The 13886-nt window shown below is 68.6% G+C and carries 12 protein-coding genes; 10 read left to right on the top strand and 2 right to left on the bottom strand.

What is annotated here, in order from left to right; all coding sequences use genetic code 11:
* Positions 1-2: 2 nt before the first annotated feature.
* Positions 3-524, bottom strand: coding sequence for a 2-oxo-4-hydroxy-4-carboxy-5-ureidoimidazoline decarboxylase (gene uraD / locus ABFX45_RS16940; RefSeq protein ID WP_346130927.1), 522 nt, complete (start codon positions 522-524; stop codon positions 3-5).
* An 83-nt stretch (positions 525-607) separates the two neighbouring features.
* Between uraD and ABFX45_RS16935 the strand changes: the two genes are divergently transcribed.
* The 7 genes from ABFX45_RS16935 to ABFX45_RS16905 all read left to right on the top strand — a co-directional run bounded on the left by ABFX45_RS16935 (position 608) and on the right by ABFX45_RS16905 (position 8818).
* On the top strand, positions 608-1354 hold the full coding sequence (locus ABFX45_RS16935) for a hydroxypyruvate isomerase family protein (RefSeq protein WP_233439335.1): 747 nt from the start codon (positions 608-610) through the stop codon (positions 1352-1354).
* On the top strand, positions 1351-2208 hold the full coding sequence (locus tag ABFX45_RS16930; RefSeq protein WP_346130924.1) for an NAD(P)-dependent oxidoreductase: 858 nt from the start codon (positions 1351-1353) through the stop codon (positions 2206-2208). The genes ABFX45_RS16935 and ABFX45_RS16930 overlap by 4 nt, the downstream gene beginning before the upstream one ends.
* A 1-nt stretch (position 2209) precedes the next feature.
* Entirely contained in the window at positions 2210-3910 is a 1701-nt protein-coding gene (gcl, locus tag ABFX45_RS16925; RefSeq protein ID WP_109634087.1) for a glyoxylate carboligase, read from the top strand.
* Positions 3907-4911, top strand: a complete 1005-nt coding sequence (locus ABFX45_RS16920; protein ID WP_346130922.1) for a glycerate kinase family protein — start codon at positions 3907-3909, stop codon at positions 4909-4911. The genes gcl and ABFX45_RS16920 overlap by 4 nt, the downstream gene beginning before the upstream one ends.
* Before the next feature lie 5 nt (positions 4912-4916).
* Positions 4917-6206, top strand: coding sequence for an allantoinase AllB (gene allB / locus ABFX45_RS16915; protein ID WP_346131027.1), 1290 nt, complete (start codon positions 4917-4919; stop codon positions 6204-6206).
* Positions 6203-7195, top strand: coding sequence for an allantoicase (alc, locus tag ABFX45_RS16910; RefSeq protein WP_346130920.1), 993 nt, complete (start codon positions 6203-6205; stop codon positions 7193-7195). The genes allB and alc overlap by 4 nt, the downstream gene beginning before the upstream one ends.
* Before the next feature lie 114 nt (positions 7196-7309).
* Positions 7310-8818 carry an alpha/beta fold hydrolase gene (locus ABFX45_RS16905; protein WP_346130918.1) on the top strand — a complete coding sequence of 503 codons (1509 nt, stop codon included), beginning with the start codon at positions 7310-7312 and terminating at the stop codon, positions 8816-8818.
* A 9-nt stretch (positions 8819-8827) separates the two neighbouring features.
* On the opposite strand, the gene ABFX45_RS16900 is transcribed toward ABFX45_RS16905, so the two are convergent.
* A complete protein-coding gene (locus tag ABFX45_RS16900; RefSeq protein ID WP_346130916.1) occupies positions 8828-9364 on the bottom strand; it encodes a hypothetical protein in 537 nt (178 codons plus the stop codon).
* Between the two features lie 240 nt (positions 9365-9604).
* Between ABFX45_RS16900 and ABFX45_RS16895 the strand changes: the two genes are divergently transcribed.
* Genes ABFX45_RS16895 through ABFX45_RS16885 form a run of 3 tightly spaced genes read left to right on the top strand, consistent with a single transcriptional unit; the run spans position 9605 to position 13633 of the window.
* Positions 9605-10954 (top strand): ammonium transporter, encoded by a 1350-nt coding sequence (locus ABFX45_RS16895; protein WP_109635211.1) that lies wholly within the window; start codon positions 9605-9607, stop codon positions 10952-10954.
* Positions 10951-11289, top strand: a complete 339-nt coding sequence (locus ABFX45_RS16890) for a P-II family nitrogen regulator (protein WP_109634076.1) — start codon at positions 10951-10953, stop codon at positions 11287-11289. Before ABFX45_RS16895 ends, ABFX45_RS16890 begins: the two co-directional genes overlap by 4 nt.
* Positions 11290-11308: 19 nt before the next feature.
* The gene (locus ABFX45_RS16885) at positions 11309-13633 is read left to right on the top strand and encodes a [protein-PII] uridylyltransferase (RefSeq protein WP_112229947.1); all 2325 of its coding nucleotides are present in this window, start codon (positions 11309-11311) and stop codon (positions 13631-13633) included.
* Positions 13634-13886: the final 253 nt, after the last annotated feature.

The raw sequence follows: 13886 nt of genomic DNA, 5'->3' as shown, positions 1-13886 counted from the left end.
GTTCAGCTCCCGATCAGCTTCTGCAGCCGCAAGGCGGCGATCTTCGCGAGTTCGTCGTTGACGACGCGGAGCTCGACCTCCGGCGGGTTGTCCATCCTGCTGGACAGGTTGTCGAGCATCTCCGCACCGCTCAGGCCGGTCGCGCACACCAGGTAGATGTGCCCGAACCGATCCTCGTACGCGGCGTTCGCAGCCGCCAGGCGATCAGCCTGGGAGCTGTCCACACCGGACTGTTCGGACCGCGACCACTTCGCCGACACCCCACCTGTCTTCTGTCGTTCGCCGATGCGCGGGTGCCCGGCGATGGCGCCGAGCACCTCCTCGTCGGAAAGTCCTTGTGCGGCAACGTGAGAAGCCGCGAGGAGTGCATCCATCGACGCGTACGGCCTGCCCGCCACTATCGCGTCGACCCAGCGGGGTACCGCGAGGCACTCGGTGAGCAGAGGTCGCAGTTCGGCCTCCGGGGCGCTGTTGAAGCTCTCCACGGCTCTCCAAGTTTCTGTATCGCGGAATCTAGTTTCCACATTCTTGACCGGAGCCAAGTGGGATGTCTAGTGTCTCCGTAGTACGAAATCTAACTTCCGCAATGTGGAAGGACAAGCCACCGATGTTCGATGCGAACCTTTCGATGTTGTTCACCGAGCTGCCGCTGCTCGAGCGTCCGCAGGCGGCGCGTGCCGCCGGGTTCGACGCGGTCGAGATCTGGTGGCCGTTCGCGGACGCCGTACCCGAAACGCGCGAGATCGAGGCGTTCGAGAGCGCCATCGAAGACGCCGGTGTGCGCCTCGTCGGCCTCAACTTCTTCGCGGGCGACATGCCCGCGGGCGATCGCGGCCTCGCGAGCTGGCCGGGCCGCGAGACGGAGTTCCGGACGAACGTCGAGGTCACGGTGGCCATCGCGGCCCGCCTCGGCTGCCGCACGCTCAACGCGCTGCACGGCAACTTCGAGACCACCGCGCAGACCATCTCGAACTACCGCTTCGCCGCCGACGTCGCGGCCGAGGCGGGCGCCCAGATCGTCGTCGAACCACTCAGCGGCGCGCCGAAGTACCCGATCAAGACCGCCCAACAGGCGTTCGACGTCATCGACGAGATCGACCGCGGCAACGTGAAGCTGCTCGCCGACCTCTACCACCTCGCCACGAACGGCGACGACCTCGACACCCTCGCCGACCACGTCGACCGCATCGGTCACGTGCAGATCGCCGACGCTCCCGGACGCGGTGAGCCCGGCACCGGCGAGCTCGACCTCTTCGGGCACCTCGCGAAGCTCCGCGCCAACGGCTACACGGGCTTCGTCGGCGCCGAGTACAAGCCCGTCACCCACTCCTTCGCTTGGAGGGACAACGCATGACCAGGATCGGTTTCATCGGACTCGGCATCATGGGCAGCCCGATGGCGGCCCACCTGGTAGCCGCCGGTCACGACGTGACGGGCTTCGACCTCAGCTCCGCGTCGCTGGAGAAGCTCGCCGAGCAAGGCGGCAAGGCGGCGGCATCCGCCCAGGACGCCGTCACCGGCGCCGAGGTCGTCATCACGATGCTGCCAAACCACCCGCAGGTCGAGGCCGTCATCGACGAGGTCACCTTCGACGACGGCACCCTGCTGATCGACATGAGCACCATCCGGCCGTCCACGTCGATCGAGATCGCGCGCAAGCTCAGCCACGTCCGCGTGCTCGACGCGCCGGTCAGCGGTGGTCAGACCGGTGCCCAGCAGGCCAGCCTCAGCATCATGGTCGGCGGGGACGAGGCCGACTTCGCCGCCGCCAGGCCGTTCCTGGAGGTCGTCGGCAAGACGATCGTCCACGTCGGACCGCACGGCGCCGGCCAGGTGGTGAAGGCCGCGAACCAGCTCATGGTCGGCGGTATCTACGCGCTCGTCGCCGAGTCGATCGTGCTGCTGGAGGCGTCCGGCGTCGACCCGAAGGCGGGTCTGGACGTGCTCGCCGGCGGTCTCGCGGCGAACCGGATCCTCGACCTCAAGCGCGAAACGATGATCGCGCGCGAGTTCCAGCCCGGCTTCCGGATCGACCTGCACCACAAGGACATGGGCATCGCGCTGGACGCGGCACGCGCCGCCGACGTCGCGCTGCCGGTCACCAACCAGATCGCCGCGCTGGTCGCGGCGGCACGCGCGCAGGGCTACGGGTCGCTCGACCACTCCGCGCTGCTCAAGGTCATCGAGAACTTCGCGGGAAGGGCCTGACATGCCGAAGATCCCAGTCATGCAAGCGGTCGTCGAGGTCCTGAAGTCCGAGGGCATCGACACCGTGTTCGGCTGCCCCGGCGCCGCGATCCTGCCGCTGTACAAGGCGATGGAGCAGGACGGGTCGATCGAGCACCTCATCGTGCGGCACGAGGAGGGCGCCACCCACATGGCCGACGGCTGGTCGCGCACGACCGGCAACGTCGGCGTCGCGATCGGCACCTCGGGCCCGGCCGGCACGAACATGATCACCGGCCTCTACACCGCGCAGGCCGACTCGGTGCCGATCCTGTGCATCACCGGCCAGGCCGCGGTGTCGAAGCTGCACCAGGAGGCGTTCCAGGCCGTCGACATCGTCTCGATCGCCGCACCTGTCACGAAGTGGGCGGTGCAGGTGAAGGAAGCCGCGCAGATGCCGTGGATCTTCCGCGAGGCGTTCCGGATCGCCCGCTCCGGCCGTCCTGGCCCGGTGCTGATCGACCTGCCGATCGACGTGCAGAAGCAGGAGATCGAGTGGGACCCCACGATCGACGAACCGTTGCCGGTGCAGAAAAGCGCTCCCTCCGACGCACGCGTGGAACGGGCGCTGGAGATGCTGCTGGCCGCCGAACGCCCACTGCTGCTCGCCGGTGGCGGTGTCATCCTCGGCGAGGCGTCCGCCGAGCTGCTGGACCTGGCTGAGTTCCTGCAGATCCCGATCCAGGCCACGCTGATGGGCAAGGGCGCCATCGACGAGGATCATCCGCTCTACGCGGGCATGACCGGCATCCAGACCTCGCAGCGGTACGGCAACGCGTCGTTCCTGGAGTCCGACCTCGTGCTCGCGCTGGGCGCGCGGTTCGGCGACCGGCACACCGGTGACCTCGCGACCTACCGCGGCGACCGCAAGTTCATCCACGTCGACGTCGAGCCGACCCAGATCGGCAAGGTGTTCGGGCCCGACCTCGGGATCGTGGCCGACACCAAGTTGTTCCTGCAGGCCCTGCTGGAAAAGGCGAAGCAGCACGGGCCGCGGGACAAGGGTGTCTGGGTCGAACGGTGCCAGGAGCTCAAGCGGACCCTGCTGCGGCGCGAGGACTTCGACACCGTCCCGGTCAAGGCGCCGCGGGTGTTCAAGGAGATCAACGAGTTCTACGGCCCGGACACCTACTTCGTCACGGCCATCGGGCTCTACCAGATCTGGTCCGGCCAGCACCAGAAGGCGCACAAGCCGCGCCACTACCAGGTGTGCGGCCAGGCAGGCCCGCTCGGCTGGGAGATCCCGGCGGCCATCGGGGTCAAGAAGGCCAGGCCGGACGCCGAGGTCGTCGGCATCGTCGGCGACTACTCGTTCCAGTTCCTCGTGGAGGAGCTCGCGGTCGGCGCCCAGTACGACGTGCCGTTCGTGCTGATCATGCTGAACAACGAGTACCTCGGCCTGATCAGGATGGCGGAGGACCACGGTGGCTACGACATGAAGTACGAGGTCGACATCCACTACGACACCACCGGCTCGGACAACGTGAAGATCATGGAGGCCTACGGGTGCTCCGGGGTTCGCGTGGCCGATCCCGGCGAGATCCGCAGCTCGCTGGAGTGGGCGCGCAAAGAAGCCGACCGCACGCAACGGCCGGTGCTCGTGGAGATCATGATCGAACGCGAGGGCAACACCGCGAACGGCACGTCCATCGCCGCGATGAAGGAATTCGAGCCGATCCCGTGAGTCACGTGATTGTCGCGCCGGACAAGTTCAAGGGATCGCTCACCGCCCCGCAGGTCGCTGCCGCCGTCGCGCGCGGCCTGCGGGAGGCGGTCCCGGACGTGGACGTGCGCTGCCTCCCGGTGGCGGACGGCGGCGACGGCACGGTCGACGCCGCCGTCGCCGCCGGGTTCGTGAAGGTGGGGCGCTGGGTCACCGGCCCGGTCGGCAAGCCGGTGCCGGCGTCCTTCGCGGTCAGGGGCACCATCGCCGTGGTCGAGGCCGCCGCGGCGGCCGGGCTCACGCTGCTCGACCGGCCGGCGCCGCTCGACGCCACCAGCCACGGCGTCGGTGAGCTGCTCAAAGCCGCGCTGGACACCGGCTGCACCACGATCGTGCTCGGGCTCGGCGGCAGCGCGTGCACGGACGGCGGCGCGGGGATGCTGGAGGCGCTGGGCGGGGCGTCGTTCGACGGCGTCGACCTCGTGCTGGCCTCGGACGTGGACAACCCGCTGCTCGGCCCGACGGGCGCGGCGGCGGTCTACGGGCCGCAGAAGGGCGCCTCACCTGATCAGGTCGAGATCCTCGAGGCCCGGCTCGCGGCTTTCGCTTCCAGGCTGGGCCTGGAGCACGCGGACCGGCCCGGCGCCGGTGCCGCGGGCGGGATCGGGTTCGCCGCGCTCGCGGTGCTCGGTGCGCGGTTCCGGCCGGGCATCGAGGTGGTGCTGGAACTGGTCGGGTTCGCCGAGGCGGTCGGGGAAGCCTCGCTGGTGATCACGGGCGAGGGTTCGCTGGACGCCCAGACCCGGCACGGCAAGGCACCGTTCGGCGTGGTCAGGGCGTCCGGTGACGTCCCGGTGGTCGCGGTGGCGGGTCAGTGCTCGATCGAACCGGGCGACCTGGGGCTGCAGGCCGCCTACGCGTTGCTGGACATCGAGCCGGACGTCACGAGATGCATGGCCCAGGCCGAACCACTGCTCGCCGGCATCGGCGGTCGCATCGCCCGCGACTGGGTGTCAGAGTGAGCGGCATGGACCTGGTCTTCCGCGCCCGCAGGGTGATCACCCCGCAGGGCGAGATCGCGTGCGACGTCGGTGTCGTCGACGGTCGGATCGTCGCCGTCGAGCAGCACATCGACTCGCCGAACGTCGTGCACCTCGCGGACGACGAGGTGCTGCTGCCCGGTCTCGTCGACACGCACGTGCACGTCAACGACCCCGGCCGCAGCGAGTGGGAGGGCTTCGAGACCGCCACGAGGGCCGCGGCCGCCGGTGGCGTCACGACGATCATCGACATGCCGCTGAACAGCATCCCGCCGACGGTGGAGCTGGAGGCGCTGGAGATCAAGCGCAAGGCGGCGGCGAACGTGTCGGTCGACGTCGGGTTCTGGGGCGGCATCGTCCCCGGCAACCTGGCCGACCTGAAGCCGCTGCACGAGGCCGGCGTCTTCGGCTTCAAGTGCTTCCTGCTGCACTCGGGCGTCGACGAGTTCCCCGCCGTCACCACGGCTGAGCTGGAAGCGGCGTTGCGCGAACTGGCGACGCTCGACGCGTTGACGATCGTGCACGCCGAGGACGCGCACACGGTTCGTGACGCCGAACCGGACTACGCGGGGTTCCTCGCCTCACGGCCGCGTGAGGCCGAGAACCGGGCGATCAGCGACGTCGTCGAGCTGACCCGCAGGACCGGTGCCCGCACGCACATCCTGCACCTCTCGTCGTCCGACGCCCTCTCGATCCTGGAGGCCGCGAAGCGCGACCGGTTGCCGATCAGCGCCGAGACCTGCCCGCACTACCTCACGTTCACCGCGGAGGAGATCCACGACGGGCAGACGGAGTTCAAGTGCTGCCCGCCGATCCGCGAGGAGGCGAACCGCGAGGCGCTCTGGTGGGGGCTGCGGGAGGGCCTGATCGACCTCGTGGTGAGCGACCACTCGCCGAGCACGGTCGAGCTGAAGGAAGGCGACTTCGCCACGGCCTGGGGCGGCATCGCGTCGCTGCAGCTGGGCCTGCCCGCGGTGTGGACGGGGGCGCGCGAACGGGGCTTCCAGCTCACCGACGTCGTGCGCTGGATGGCCGCCCACCCGGCACGTCAGGTCGGGCTGGAGAGCAAGGGCGCCATCGAACCCGGCAAGGACGCGGACCTCGTGGTGTTCGCGCCGGACGAGACGTTCGTGGTGGACAAGAACAAGCTCCACCACCGCAACCCGGTCACGCCGTACCACGGTCGCACGTTGCACGGCGTCGTGCGCCAGACGTGGTTGCGTGGCAAGGAAATCAGTGAGACGCAAGGCAAGCTGCTACGCAGAGGAGAAGCATGACGGAGTGGACCCGGCTGCCCGATCTCGCCTCGCGCGCGGTCGGGGGTGGTGTGGTGTGGGCGAACGACGAGCTGTTCGCGGAGCGGGAGAACCTGATCAAGCCAGCCGAGCCGGTCTACCAGACCTACACCTTCGGCCACAAAGGACAGATCTACGACGGCTGGGAGACCAGGCGCCGTCGTGAGGCAGGGGTGGACCAGGCGGTGATCCGGCTCGGCATGCCCGGTGTCGTGCGCGGAATCGTCGTCGACACGGCGTTCTTCAAGGGCAACTACCCGCCGTTCTGCTGGGTGGAAGGTGCCCAGGCCGACGGCTATCCGTCCGCCGACGAGATCACCGAGTGGTTCCCGCTGGTCGAGCGGTCCGCGCTGAAGGGCGACGAGAAGCACTTCTTCGACGTGGCGGAGGACCGCCGCGTCACGCACGTCCGCCTCACCATCGACCCGGACGGCGGCGTCGCCAGGCTGCGCGTCCACGGTGAACCGATCGCCGACCCGCGGCTGCTCGTGCCGGGCATCGACCTCGCGGCGCTGGAGAACGGCGCCGTCGTCACCGGTTGCAGCAACATGTTCTACAGCTCGCCGAACAACCTCATCGCTCCCGGTCAGGCCACGGTCATGGGCGAGGGCTGGGAGACCGCGCGCCGGCGTGACGACGGCAACGACTGGGTGTCGGTCCGGCTCGCCGCACCCGGTGTCGTGCAGCTCGTCGAGCTCGACACCAGCCACTTCAAGGGCAACGCACCGGGCTGGGCGTCGGTGAGCGGCTGCGACGAGCGCAAGGACCCGGACGCCTGGTTCGGCGTCCTGCCCCGCACCCGGCTGCAGCCCGACACGCGGCACCGGTTCGTCGTGGACGGTGTCGAGGCGACGCAGGTACGGCTCGACATCTATCCGGACGGAGGCATGGCTCGCCTGCGCGTCGTAGGCACCCCTACGAGTGACGGGCTAGCACACCTCCGGACGATGTGGACCAGAACGACTAACTGAGGGTGGTTGTCCGACCACAGGCTGATTCTTTTCCCTACCTCGGTTGGTTGTCTGCGTCACACGATCGGTGGAAGCGTTTCCTCCCGCAAGATCGGGGATCTAGGGAGGAAATCCATGCAACCGATGATGCGCGTCTTCGGAGCCGCGCTCGCGAGTTCTGCATTGGTACTGGGTGTGTCACCGCTCGCGCTGGCGGCTCCGGAGGGGCAGCCGGAGTTCAAGGTCGGCGCGATCGACTGGAAGCCGTGCGAGGAAGTTCCGACGACGGACTGCGGCTTCCTGGAGCTGCCGATCGACTACGCCAAGCCGGCCGGTGAGAAGTTCAAGCTGGCGGTGTCGCGCCGCAAGGCCAACGACCAGGCCGGCCGGATCGGTGCGATGGTCATCAACCCCGGTGGCCCCGGCGGCTCCGGTGTCGACTTCTCGTTCGGCGCCGACCGCTACTTCAGCAAGGAGATCGTCGACAAGTTCGACGTCATCGGGTTCGACCCGCGTGGCGTCGCGCGCAGCCAGCCGATCAAGTGCTCGGCCGACCTGCTGCGCAAGCAGCCGTCCGACTACCCGAAGACCAAGGCCGAGTTCGACCAGCTGGTCGCGTTCAACAAGGAGCTGCGCGAGGACTGCCGCAAGCAGTCCGGCCCGATCTTCGACCACGCCTCGACGCGGGACGTCGCCAACGACATCGACTCGATCCGCCGCGCGCTGGGCGAGAAGAAGATCAACTACTACGGCATCTCGTACGGCACGATCATGGGTCAGCACTACGCGGAGCAGTACGGCCGCAACATCCGCGCCATGATCATCGACTCCAACATGGACCACAGCCTCGGCACCTGGAAGTTCCTCGAGACCGAGGCGCGCGGTGCGCAGGACATGTTCAACGAGTGGGTCAAGTGGAGCGACCGCACGCCGTCGTCGCCGTTCTACGGCAAGGACCTGCGCAAGATCTGGAAGGACCTGCTCGCCAAGGCCGCCCGCGGTGAGCTGAAGGACTCGAACGGCAACGTCATCACCGCCGAGCGCCTCGGTGCCAACGTGGTCGGCATGGGTTACGGCCCGGCCTTCAAGCCGTTCGCCGACTACATCGCGACGCTCGTTCAGGGTGCGCCGGTGGCCGCCGGTGCGTTCGCGGAGGGTGAGACGTTCGAGAACCCGTTCGCGGGCATCTTCTGCAACGACTACAACCTCCGCGTCAGCTCGTGGGGCGAGTACCAGGCGCTGAACGCCATGGAGAAGCGTGTCGCGCCGGACACCCTCGGCTCGTCGATCGGCCACGGCGCCATGATGGGTTGCGTCGGGTTCCCGAAGGCCACGAACCCCCAGCACCCGCTGAAGATCAAGAACGCGCCGAAGATCCTGCTCACCAACTCCAGGTACGACACGGCGACGGTCTACGAGTGGGCCGTCAACGCGCACAAGCAGTCCCGTGACACCACCGTCTTCGTGACCTACGAGGGCTGGGGCCACGGCGTCTACGACCGCAGCGAGTGCACGCTGAAGATCAACAACGAGTACATGGTGTCGTTGAAGCTGCCGCGCAATGGCACGTCCTGTGCCGCGGTGGAGCCTCCTGTCGAGGCGTCGGTGCTGTCGGCGAAGCCGAAGATCGCTGGACCGTTCTAAGTTCACAGGTCACTGACCCTGCCCCCCGATGTACACGCCGGGGGGCAGGGTCAGTTCGTCGCTAGCACCGTTCGCCCGGGCGCCACTGCCGGTCGCACCACACCCAGTGCCCGTCGGCGCCTGACGCGGGAACGCACCCTCGACGGAGTACACGGTCTCCTTGCTCGCGTCGACCCGCACACGGGTGGCGGTGGGCTCGGCGGGACCGGCGCAGTGGTACAGGTACCGCGCCTTCCGGTACAGGGGTGTGACGGCGTCCACTCGCAGCCGGATCGCGTTGATGACGAGCTGCGGCTGCGGCTGCGGCCGGACTTCCAGGGTCATCCTGGTGCGGCTGGAGTGCGGGACCACCTTCATCGCCCTGAACGGATCGGCGCAGGTGCCGGTCTCCTGCCGGACCTCGCCCACCACCTGCTCTCCCTGCGTGATCACGTCGAATCCGTGCGCGCCCGCGACCGTCACCTTCAGCTCCTGGAACATGTAGACGGCGAACGCGACGAACGCCGAACACGTGACGACGACCAGCGGCACGGCGAAGGCGCGCATCAGCCCACGGTATCCAGCGGGCGTGGGCGGGATGGTCGATTGCCTCGGAAGAGGGACGGCGCGGGCTACAGCTCGTCACCGGGTCGCCGCCGTGAGGTGGCCGAATCGTGACCGTGAACGCCGTGAAACGTGGACGTAACACGTCCAGGTCGACAGTTCACCTGCGCGAAACGTTCCACGTAAGCGGGTGAAACAGGACATCCCGATGCTCCCTGCAACCGACGTGCAGTGGAGGTCGAAGTGGATACAGGGGACACCGCCTGGGTGCTCATCAGCGCCGCCCTGGTGCTGCTGATGACGCCGGGCCTTGCCTTCTTCTACGGAGGTATGGTCCGTTCGAAGAGCGTGCTCAACATGATGATGATGAGCTTGGGCGCGATGGCCGTTGTCGGTGTCCTCTGGGTGCTGTTCGGGTACTCGACGGCATTCGGTGCGGACGTCGGCGCTGGCCTGCTGGGCAAGCCGTTCGAGTTCTTCGGTCTCAGCGGACTGCTGGCGCCCGAGTCGCTCGCGCTGCCCGCCAAGATCCCGAGTACCGTGTTCGTGGCGTTCCAGGCGATGTTCGCGATCATCACGGTCGCGCTGATCTCCGGTGCGATCGCGGACCGCGCCCGGTTCGGCCCGTGGCTGCTGTTCGCCGGCCTGTGGGCGACGGTCGTGTACTTCCCGGTCGCGCACTGGGTCTTCGACTTCGACGGCAAGGACGAGGCCGGCAACGTCGTCGACCCCGGTGGCTGGATCGCCAACAAGCTCCTCGCGATCGACTTCGCCGGTGGTACCGCGGTGCACATCAACGCCGGTGCGGCTGGTCTCGCCCTGGCTCTGGTGCTCGGCAAGCGCGTCGGCTGGCCGAAGGAGCCCATGAAGCCGCACAGCCTGCCGCTGGTCGTGCTCGGCGCCGGTCTGCTGTGGTTCGGCTGGTTCGGCTTCAACGCCGGTTCGGCCCTGGGCGCGAACGCCACCGCCGGTGTCACGTTCATCAACACGCTCGTCGCCACCTGCGCCGCGATGCTCGGCTGGATGCTGACCGAGCGGATCCGTGACGGCAAGGCCACCACGCTCGGTGCGGCCTCAGGTGTCATCGCCGGTCTGGTCGCGATCACGCCCGCCTGTTCCTCGGTCACCCCGATCGGCGCCATCGCGATCGGCGCGATCACCGGTGTGCTGTGCGCGCTGGCCGTGAGCCTCAAGTACCGCCTCGGTTTCGACGACTCGCTCGACGTCGTCGGCGTGCACCTAGTCGGTGGTCTGTCCGGCACGATCCTGATCGGTCTCTTCGCCAGCGACGCGGCCCCGGCCAAGATCAACGGTCTCTTCTACGGCGGCGGCGTCGACCAGCTGTGGCGTCAGGCCGTCGGTGCGTTCGCGGTGCTCGCCTACTCGTTCGTGCTGAGCCTGCTGCTCGGTTACCTGGTGAAGTTCACCGTCGGGTTCCGCGCGTCGGAGGAGGCGGAGGTCGCCAGCATCGACGAGGCTGAGCACGCTGAGCGCGCCTACGAGTACGGCAGCCTCACCAGCGCGCGTGGTACCGGCAAGGCGAGCGTGGCCGCGGGTGCGACCGCGGTTCTCGAGGGGAGCAACAAGAAATGAAGCTGGTCACCGCGATCATCAAGCCGTTCACGCTCGACGACGTGAAGAGCTCCCTGGAACAGCTCGGGGTGCTGGGCATGACCGTCAGCGAGGTGCAGGGCTACGGCCGCCAGAAGGGCCACACCGAGGTCTACCGGGGTGCCGAGTACTCCGTGGACTTCGTCCCCAAGATCAAGGTCGAGGTCGTCGTGGACGACAACGCCGTGGAGAAGGTGCTGGAAGCGGTGGTCGAGGCCGCCCGCACCGGCAAGATCGGCGACGGCAAGGTCTGGGTGACTCCGGTCGACACGGTGGTGCGGGTCCGCACCGGCGAACGTGGATCGGACGCGCTGTAAACAACTGAGGAGACGGCCCGTGGAGAACAACGAAACGGCCGTCGTCACGGCTGACGACCTGGTGCGAGCACGCGAAAGGCTGCTCGCACCAGGTCGTCGTCGCTTGGCCGCCGAACCTCTGCGCGAAGCACTCGTGGACCTGCACGAGTTCTGGTTGACCAAACACGCGGGGGGAGCGGGGATATCCGGATCGGGTATTGCGCTCGTGGCGGTCGGCGGGCTGGGGCGGCGTGAGCTCGTGCCCTACTCCGACCTCGACCTGGTGCTGGTGCACAACGGTGTCAAGAACATCGACCAGATCGCCGAGAAGCTCTGGTACCCGCTGTGGAACTCCGGCATCGGCCTCGACCACTCGGTCCGCACCGTAGGGGAGGCGCTCAGGGTCGCCGCCGGTGACCTGCGGACCGCCTTGGGACTGCTGGACATCCGGCACATCGCCGGCGACCAGGAGGTCTCGCAGAAGCTCGCCGACGGTGCTCGGCAGGCGTGGCGCGGCAACGTGCGCAACCGCCTGGACGAGATCGCCGAGTCGTCGCAGAAGCGCTGGGGCCGCGGTGGCGAGATCGCGCACCGCGTCGAACCCGATCTGAAGCACGGCCGCGGTGGCCTGCGCGATCTCACGATCCTGGACGCGCTGTCGTTGGCACAGCTCGTGGATCGGCCCTCCGCCGACGTCGGCGAGGCCCGCAAACTGCTGCTGGACGTGCGCACCGAACTTCGTCGCGTGGCGCGCAAACCCCGTGATGTGCTGCGGGCGCAGGACGGTGACGAGGTCGCCTCGGCGCTGGGGCTGGCCGACCGGTTCGCTTTGGCCCGTTCGCTTTCTTCTGCCGCACGGACGGTCGTCTACGCGTTCGACGTCGCGATGCGGACGGCTCGTGCCGCCGCGCCGAAGCGCGGGCTCGGCGCGTTCCTGAGAGGACAGCCGCCACGCAGACCGCTGGACGAAGGCGTTGTGCTGCACGGATCCGAGGTCTCTCTCGCCCGTGACGCGGTTCCCAGCCGCGACCCCGCACTGTTGTTGCGCGTGGCCACGGCTGCCGCTCGCAGCAAGCACCCGATCGCGTCCGGCACGCTGACCCGGCTCGCGGACTCGGCGCCGGAGCTGCGCCAGCCGTGGCCGCGTGAGGCCCGTGAGGAGCTGCTGGCGTTGCTGGGCAGCGGAAGCGGGCTCGTGGACGTCGTGGAAGCGTTGGACCGCACGGGGTTGTGGGGCCGGCTGTTCCCCGAGTGGGGCGCGGTCCGGGACCTTCCGCCGCGCGACGCCGCGCACATGTGGACGGTCGACCGGCATCTCGTGCAGACGGTCGCGCACGCCGCCCGGCTGGCGACCACGGTGGCGCGGCCCGACCTGTTGCTGCTGGGCGCGTTGATCCACGACATCGGCAAGGGCCGGCAGCAGGACCACTCCGAGGTGGGTGCCGCGCTGGCGACCCAGATCGGTGAGCGGATCGGGTTGTGGCCGCAGGACGTCGAGACGTTGTCCGCGATGGTCCGGCACCACCTCCTGCTGCCGCACACCGCGACCCGGCGTGACGTCGAGGACGAGGCGACCGTGCACCGGGTGGTGGAGACGCTCGGTGGCGACGCGGTGCTGCTGGAACTGCTGCACGCCTTGGCGGAGTCGGACTCCCTCGCGACCGGACCGGGTGTGTGGACGGACTGGAAGGCCGCGCTGATGGCCGACCTGGTTGCACGCTGCCGCACGGCGATGGCCGGGGAGGCGTTGCCCAAACCGGAACCGCTCGACCCCGCGCACGTGACGATGGCGGAACGTGTCGCGGCGTCGGGGAAGCCGGAAGTGCTGCTGGAGAAGCAGGATCACGCGGCGATCGTGACGGTGCTCGCGCCGGACCGTCCTGGCATGCTGTCCAAGGCGGCCGGCGTGCTCGCGCTGAACTCGCTGGAGGTCCACGCGGCGACGTTGCGCTCGCACGGCGGCGCGACGGTGGACACGTTCACCGTGTCACCGCGCTTCGGCTCGTTGCCGGACGCGAAGCTGCTGCGCGAACAGCTGTCCAGGGCGATCGAGGGCTCGTTGCCGCTGGCGGACAAGCTCGCCGCGAAGGAACGCGACTACGGCGGCCCGCCGCTCGACCCGCCGCCCGCGAAGGTGCTGTGGTTCGACGACGAGGCGACCGGTGCGGTGGTGCTCGAACTGCGTGCGGCCGACCGGATCGGGCTGCTGCACAAGGTGGCCGGTGCGCTGGAGCAGTGCGGTGTCGACGTGCAGTGGGCGCGCGTGTCCACGTTGGGCGCGACCGTCGTCGACTCGTTCAGCATCGCGGGCGCGGAACTGGACCGGCGGCGAATCGAACGGGCCGTGCTCGAGGCGGCCAGGTAGCAGTTGAGTAGCTCTACGCACAACCTCTCCGGGTGCTCACGCTCCTGAGCGGTTCCGGCACGCGGCAGTCTTGTGGTGTCCGGAAAGCGTCCTCGAGGGGTGGAACACTTTCTGGACGGTGGACCCGGCCGGGGCAGGCCGGCGGTGATCGTTCGCGGAGCTGGGGGAGGCACCGTGCAATGACACCGCCGGACTCTCCGGCCGGTGTTTCCCTTCCCCCATGCGGTCCCCTGGCACTGACAACGAGACAGCT

This window comes from Lentzea roselyniae (genome assembly GCF_039537795.1).
Lineage (GTDB): Bacteria > Actinomycetota > Actinomycetes > Mycobacteriales > Pseudonocardiaceae > Lentzea > Lentzea atacamensis.
Note: the sequence above shows the minus strand (reverse complement) of the source record. Positions and strands in the feature narration are given on the sequence as shown.

What these genes read in the sequence shown, in the direction of transcription:
- ABFX45_RS16935 (WP_233439335.1), top strand. Translation starts at nt 608, where the DNA reads ATGTTCGATGCGAACCTTTCGATGTTGTTCACCGAGCTGCCGCTGCTC.
- ABFX45_RS16930 (WP_346130924.1), top strand. Translation starts at nt 1,351, where the DNA reads ATGACCAGGATCGGTTTCATCGGACTCGGCATCATGGGCAGCCCGATG.
- gcl (WP_109634087.1), top strand. Translation starts at nt 2,210, where the DNA reads ATGCCGAAGATCCCAGTCATGCAAGCGGTCGTCGAGGTCCTGAAGTCC.
- allB (WP_346131027.1), top strand. Translation starts at nt 4,917, where the DNA reads ATGGACCTGGTCTTCCGCGCCCGCAGGGTGATCACCCCGCAGGGCGAG.
- alc (WP_346130920.1), top strand. Translation starts at nt 6,203, where the DNA reads ATGACGGAGTGGACCCGGCTGCCCGATCTCGCCTCGCGCGCGGTCGGG.
- ABFX45_RS16905 (WP_346130918.1), top strand. Translation starts at nt 7,310, where the DNA reads ATGCAACCGATGATGCGCGTCTTCGGAGCCGCGCTCGCGAGTTCTGCA.
- ABFX45_RS16900 (WP_346130916.1), bottom strand. Translation starts at nt 9,364, where the DNA reads ATGCGCGCCTTCGCCGTGCCGCTGGTCGTCGTCACGTGTTCGGCGTTC.
- ABFX45_RS16890 (WP_109634076.1), top strand. Translation starts at nt 10,951, where the DNA reads ATGAAGCTGGTCACCGCGATCATCAAGCCGTTCACGCTCGACGACGTG.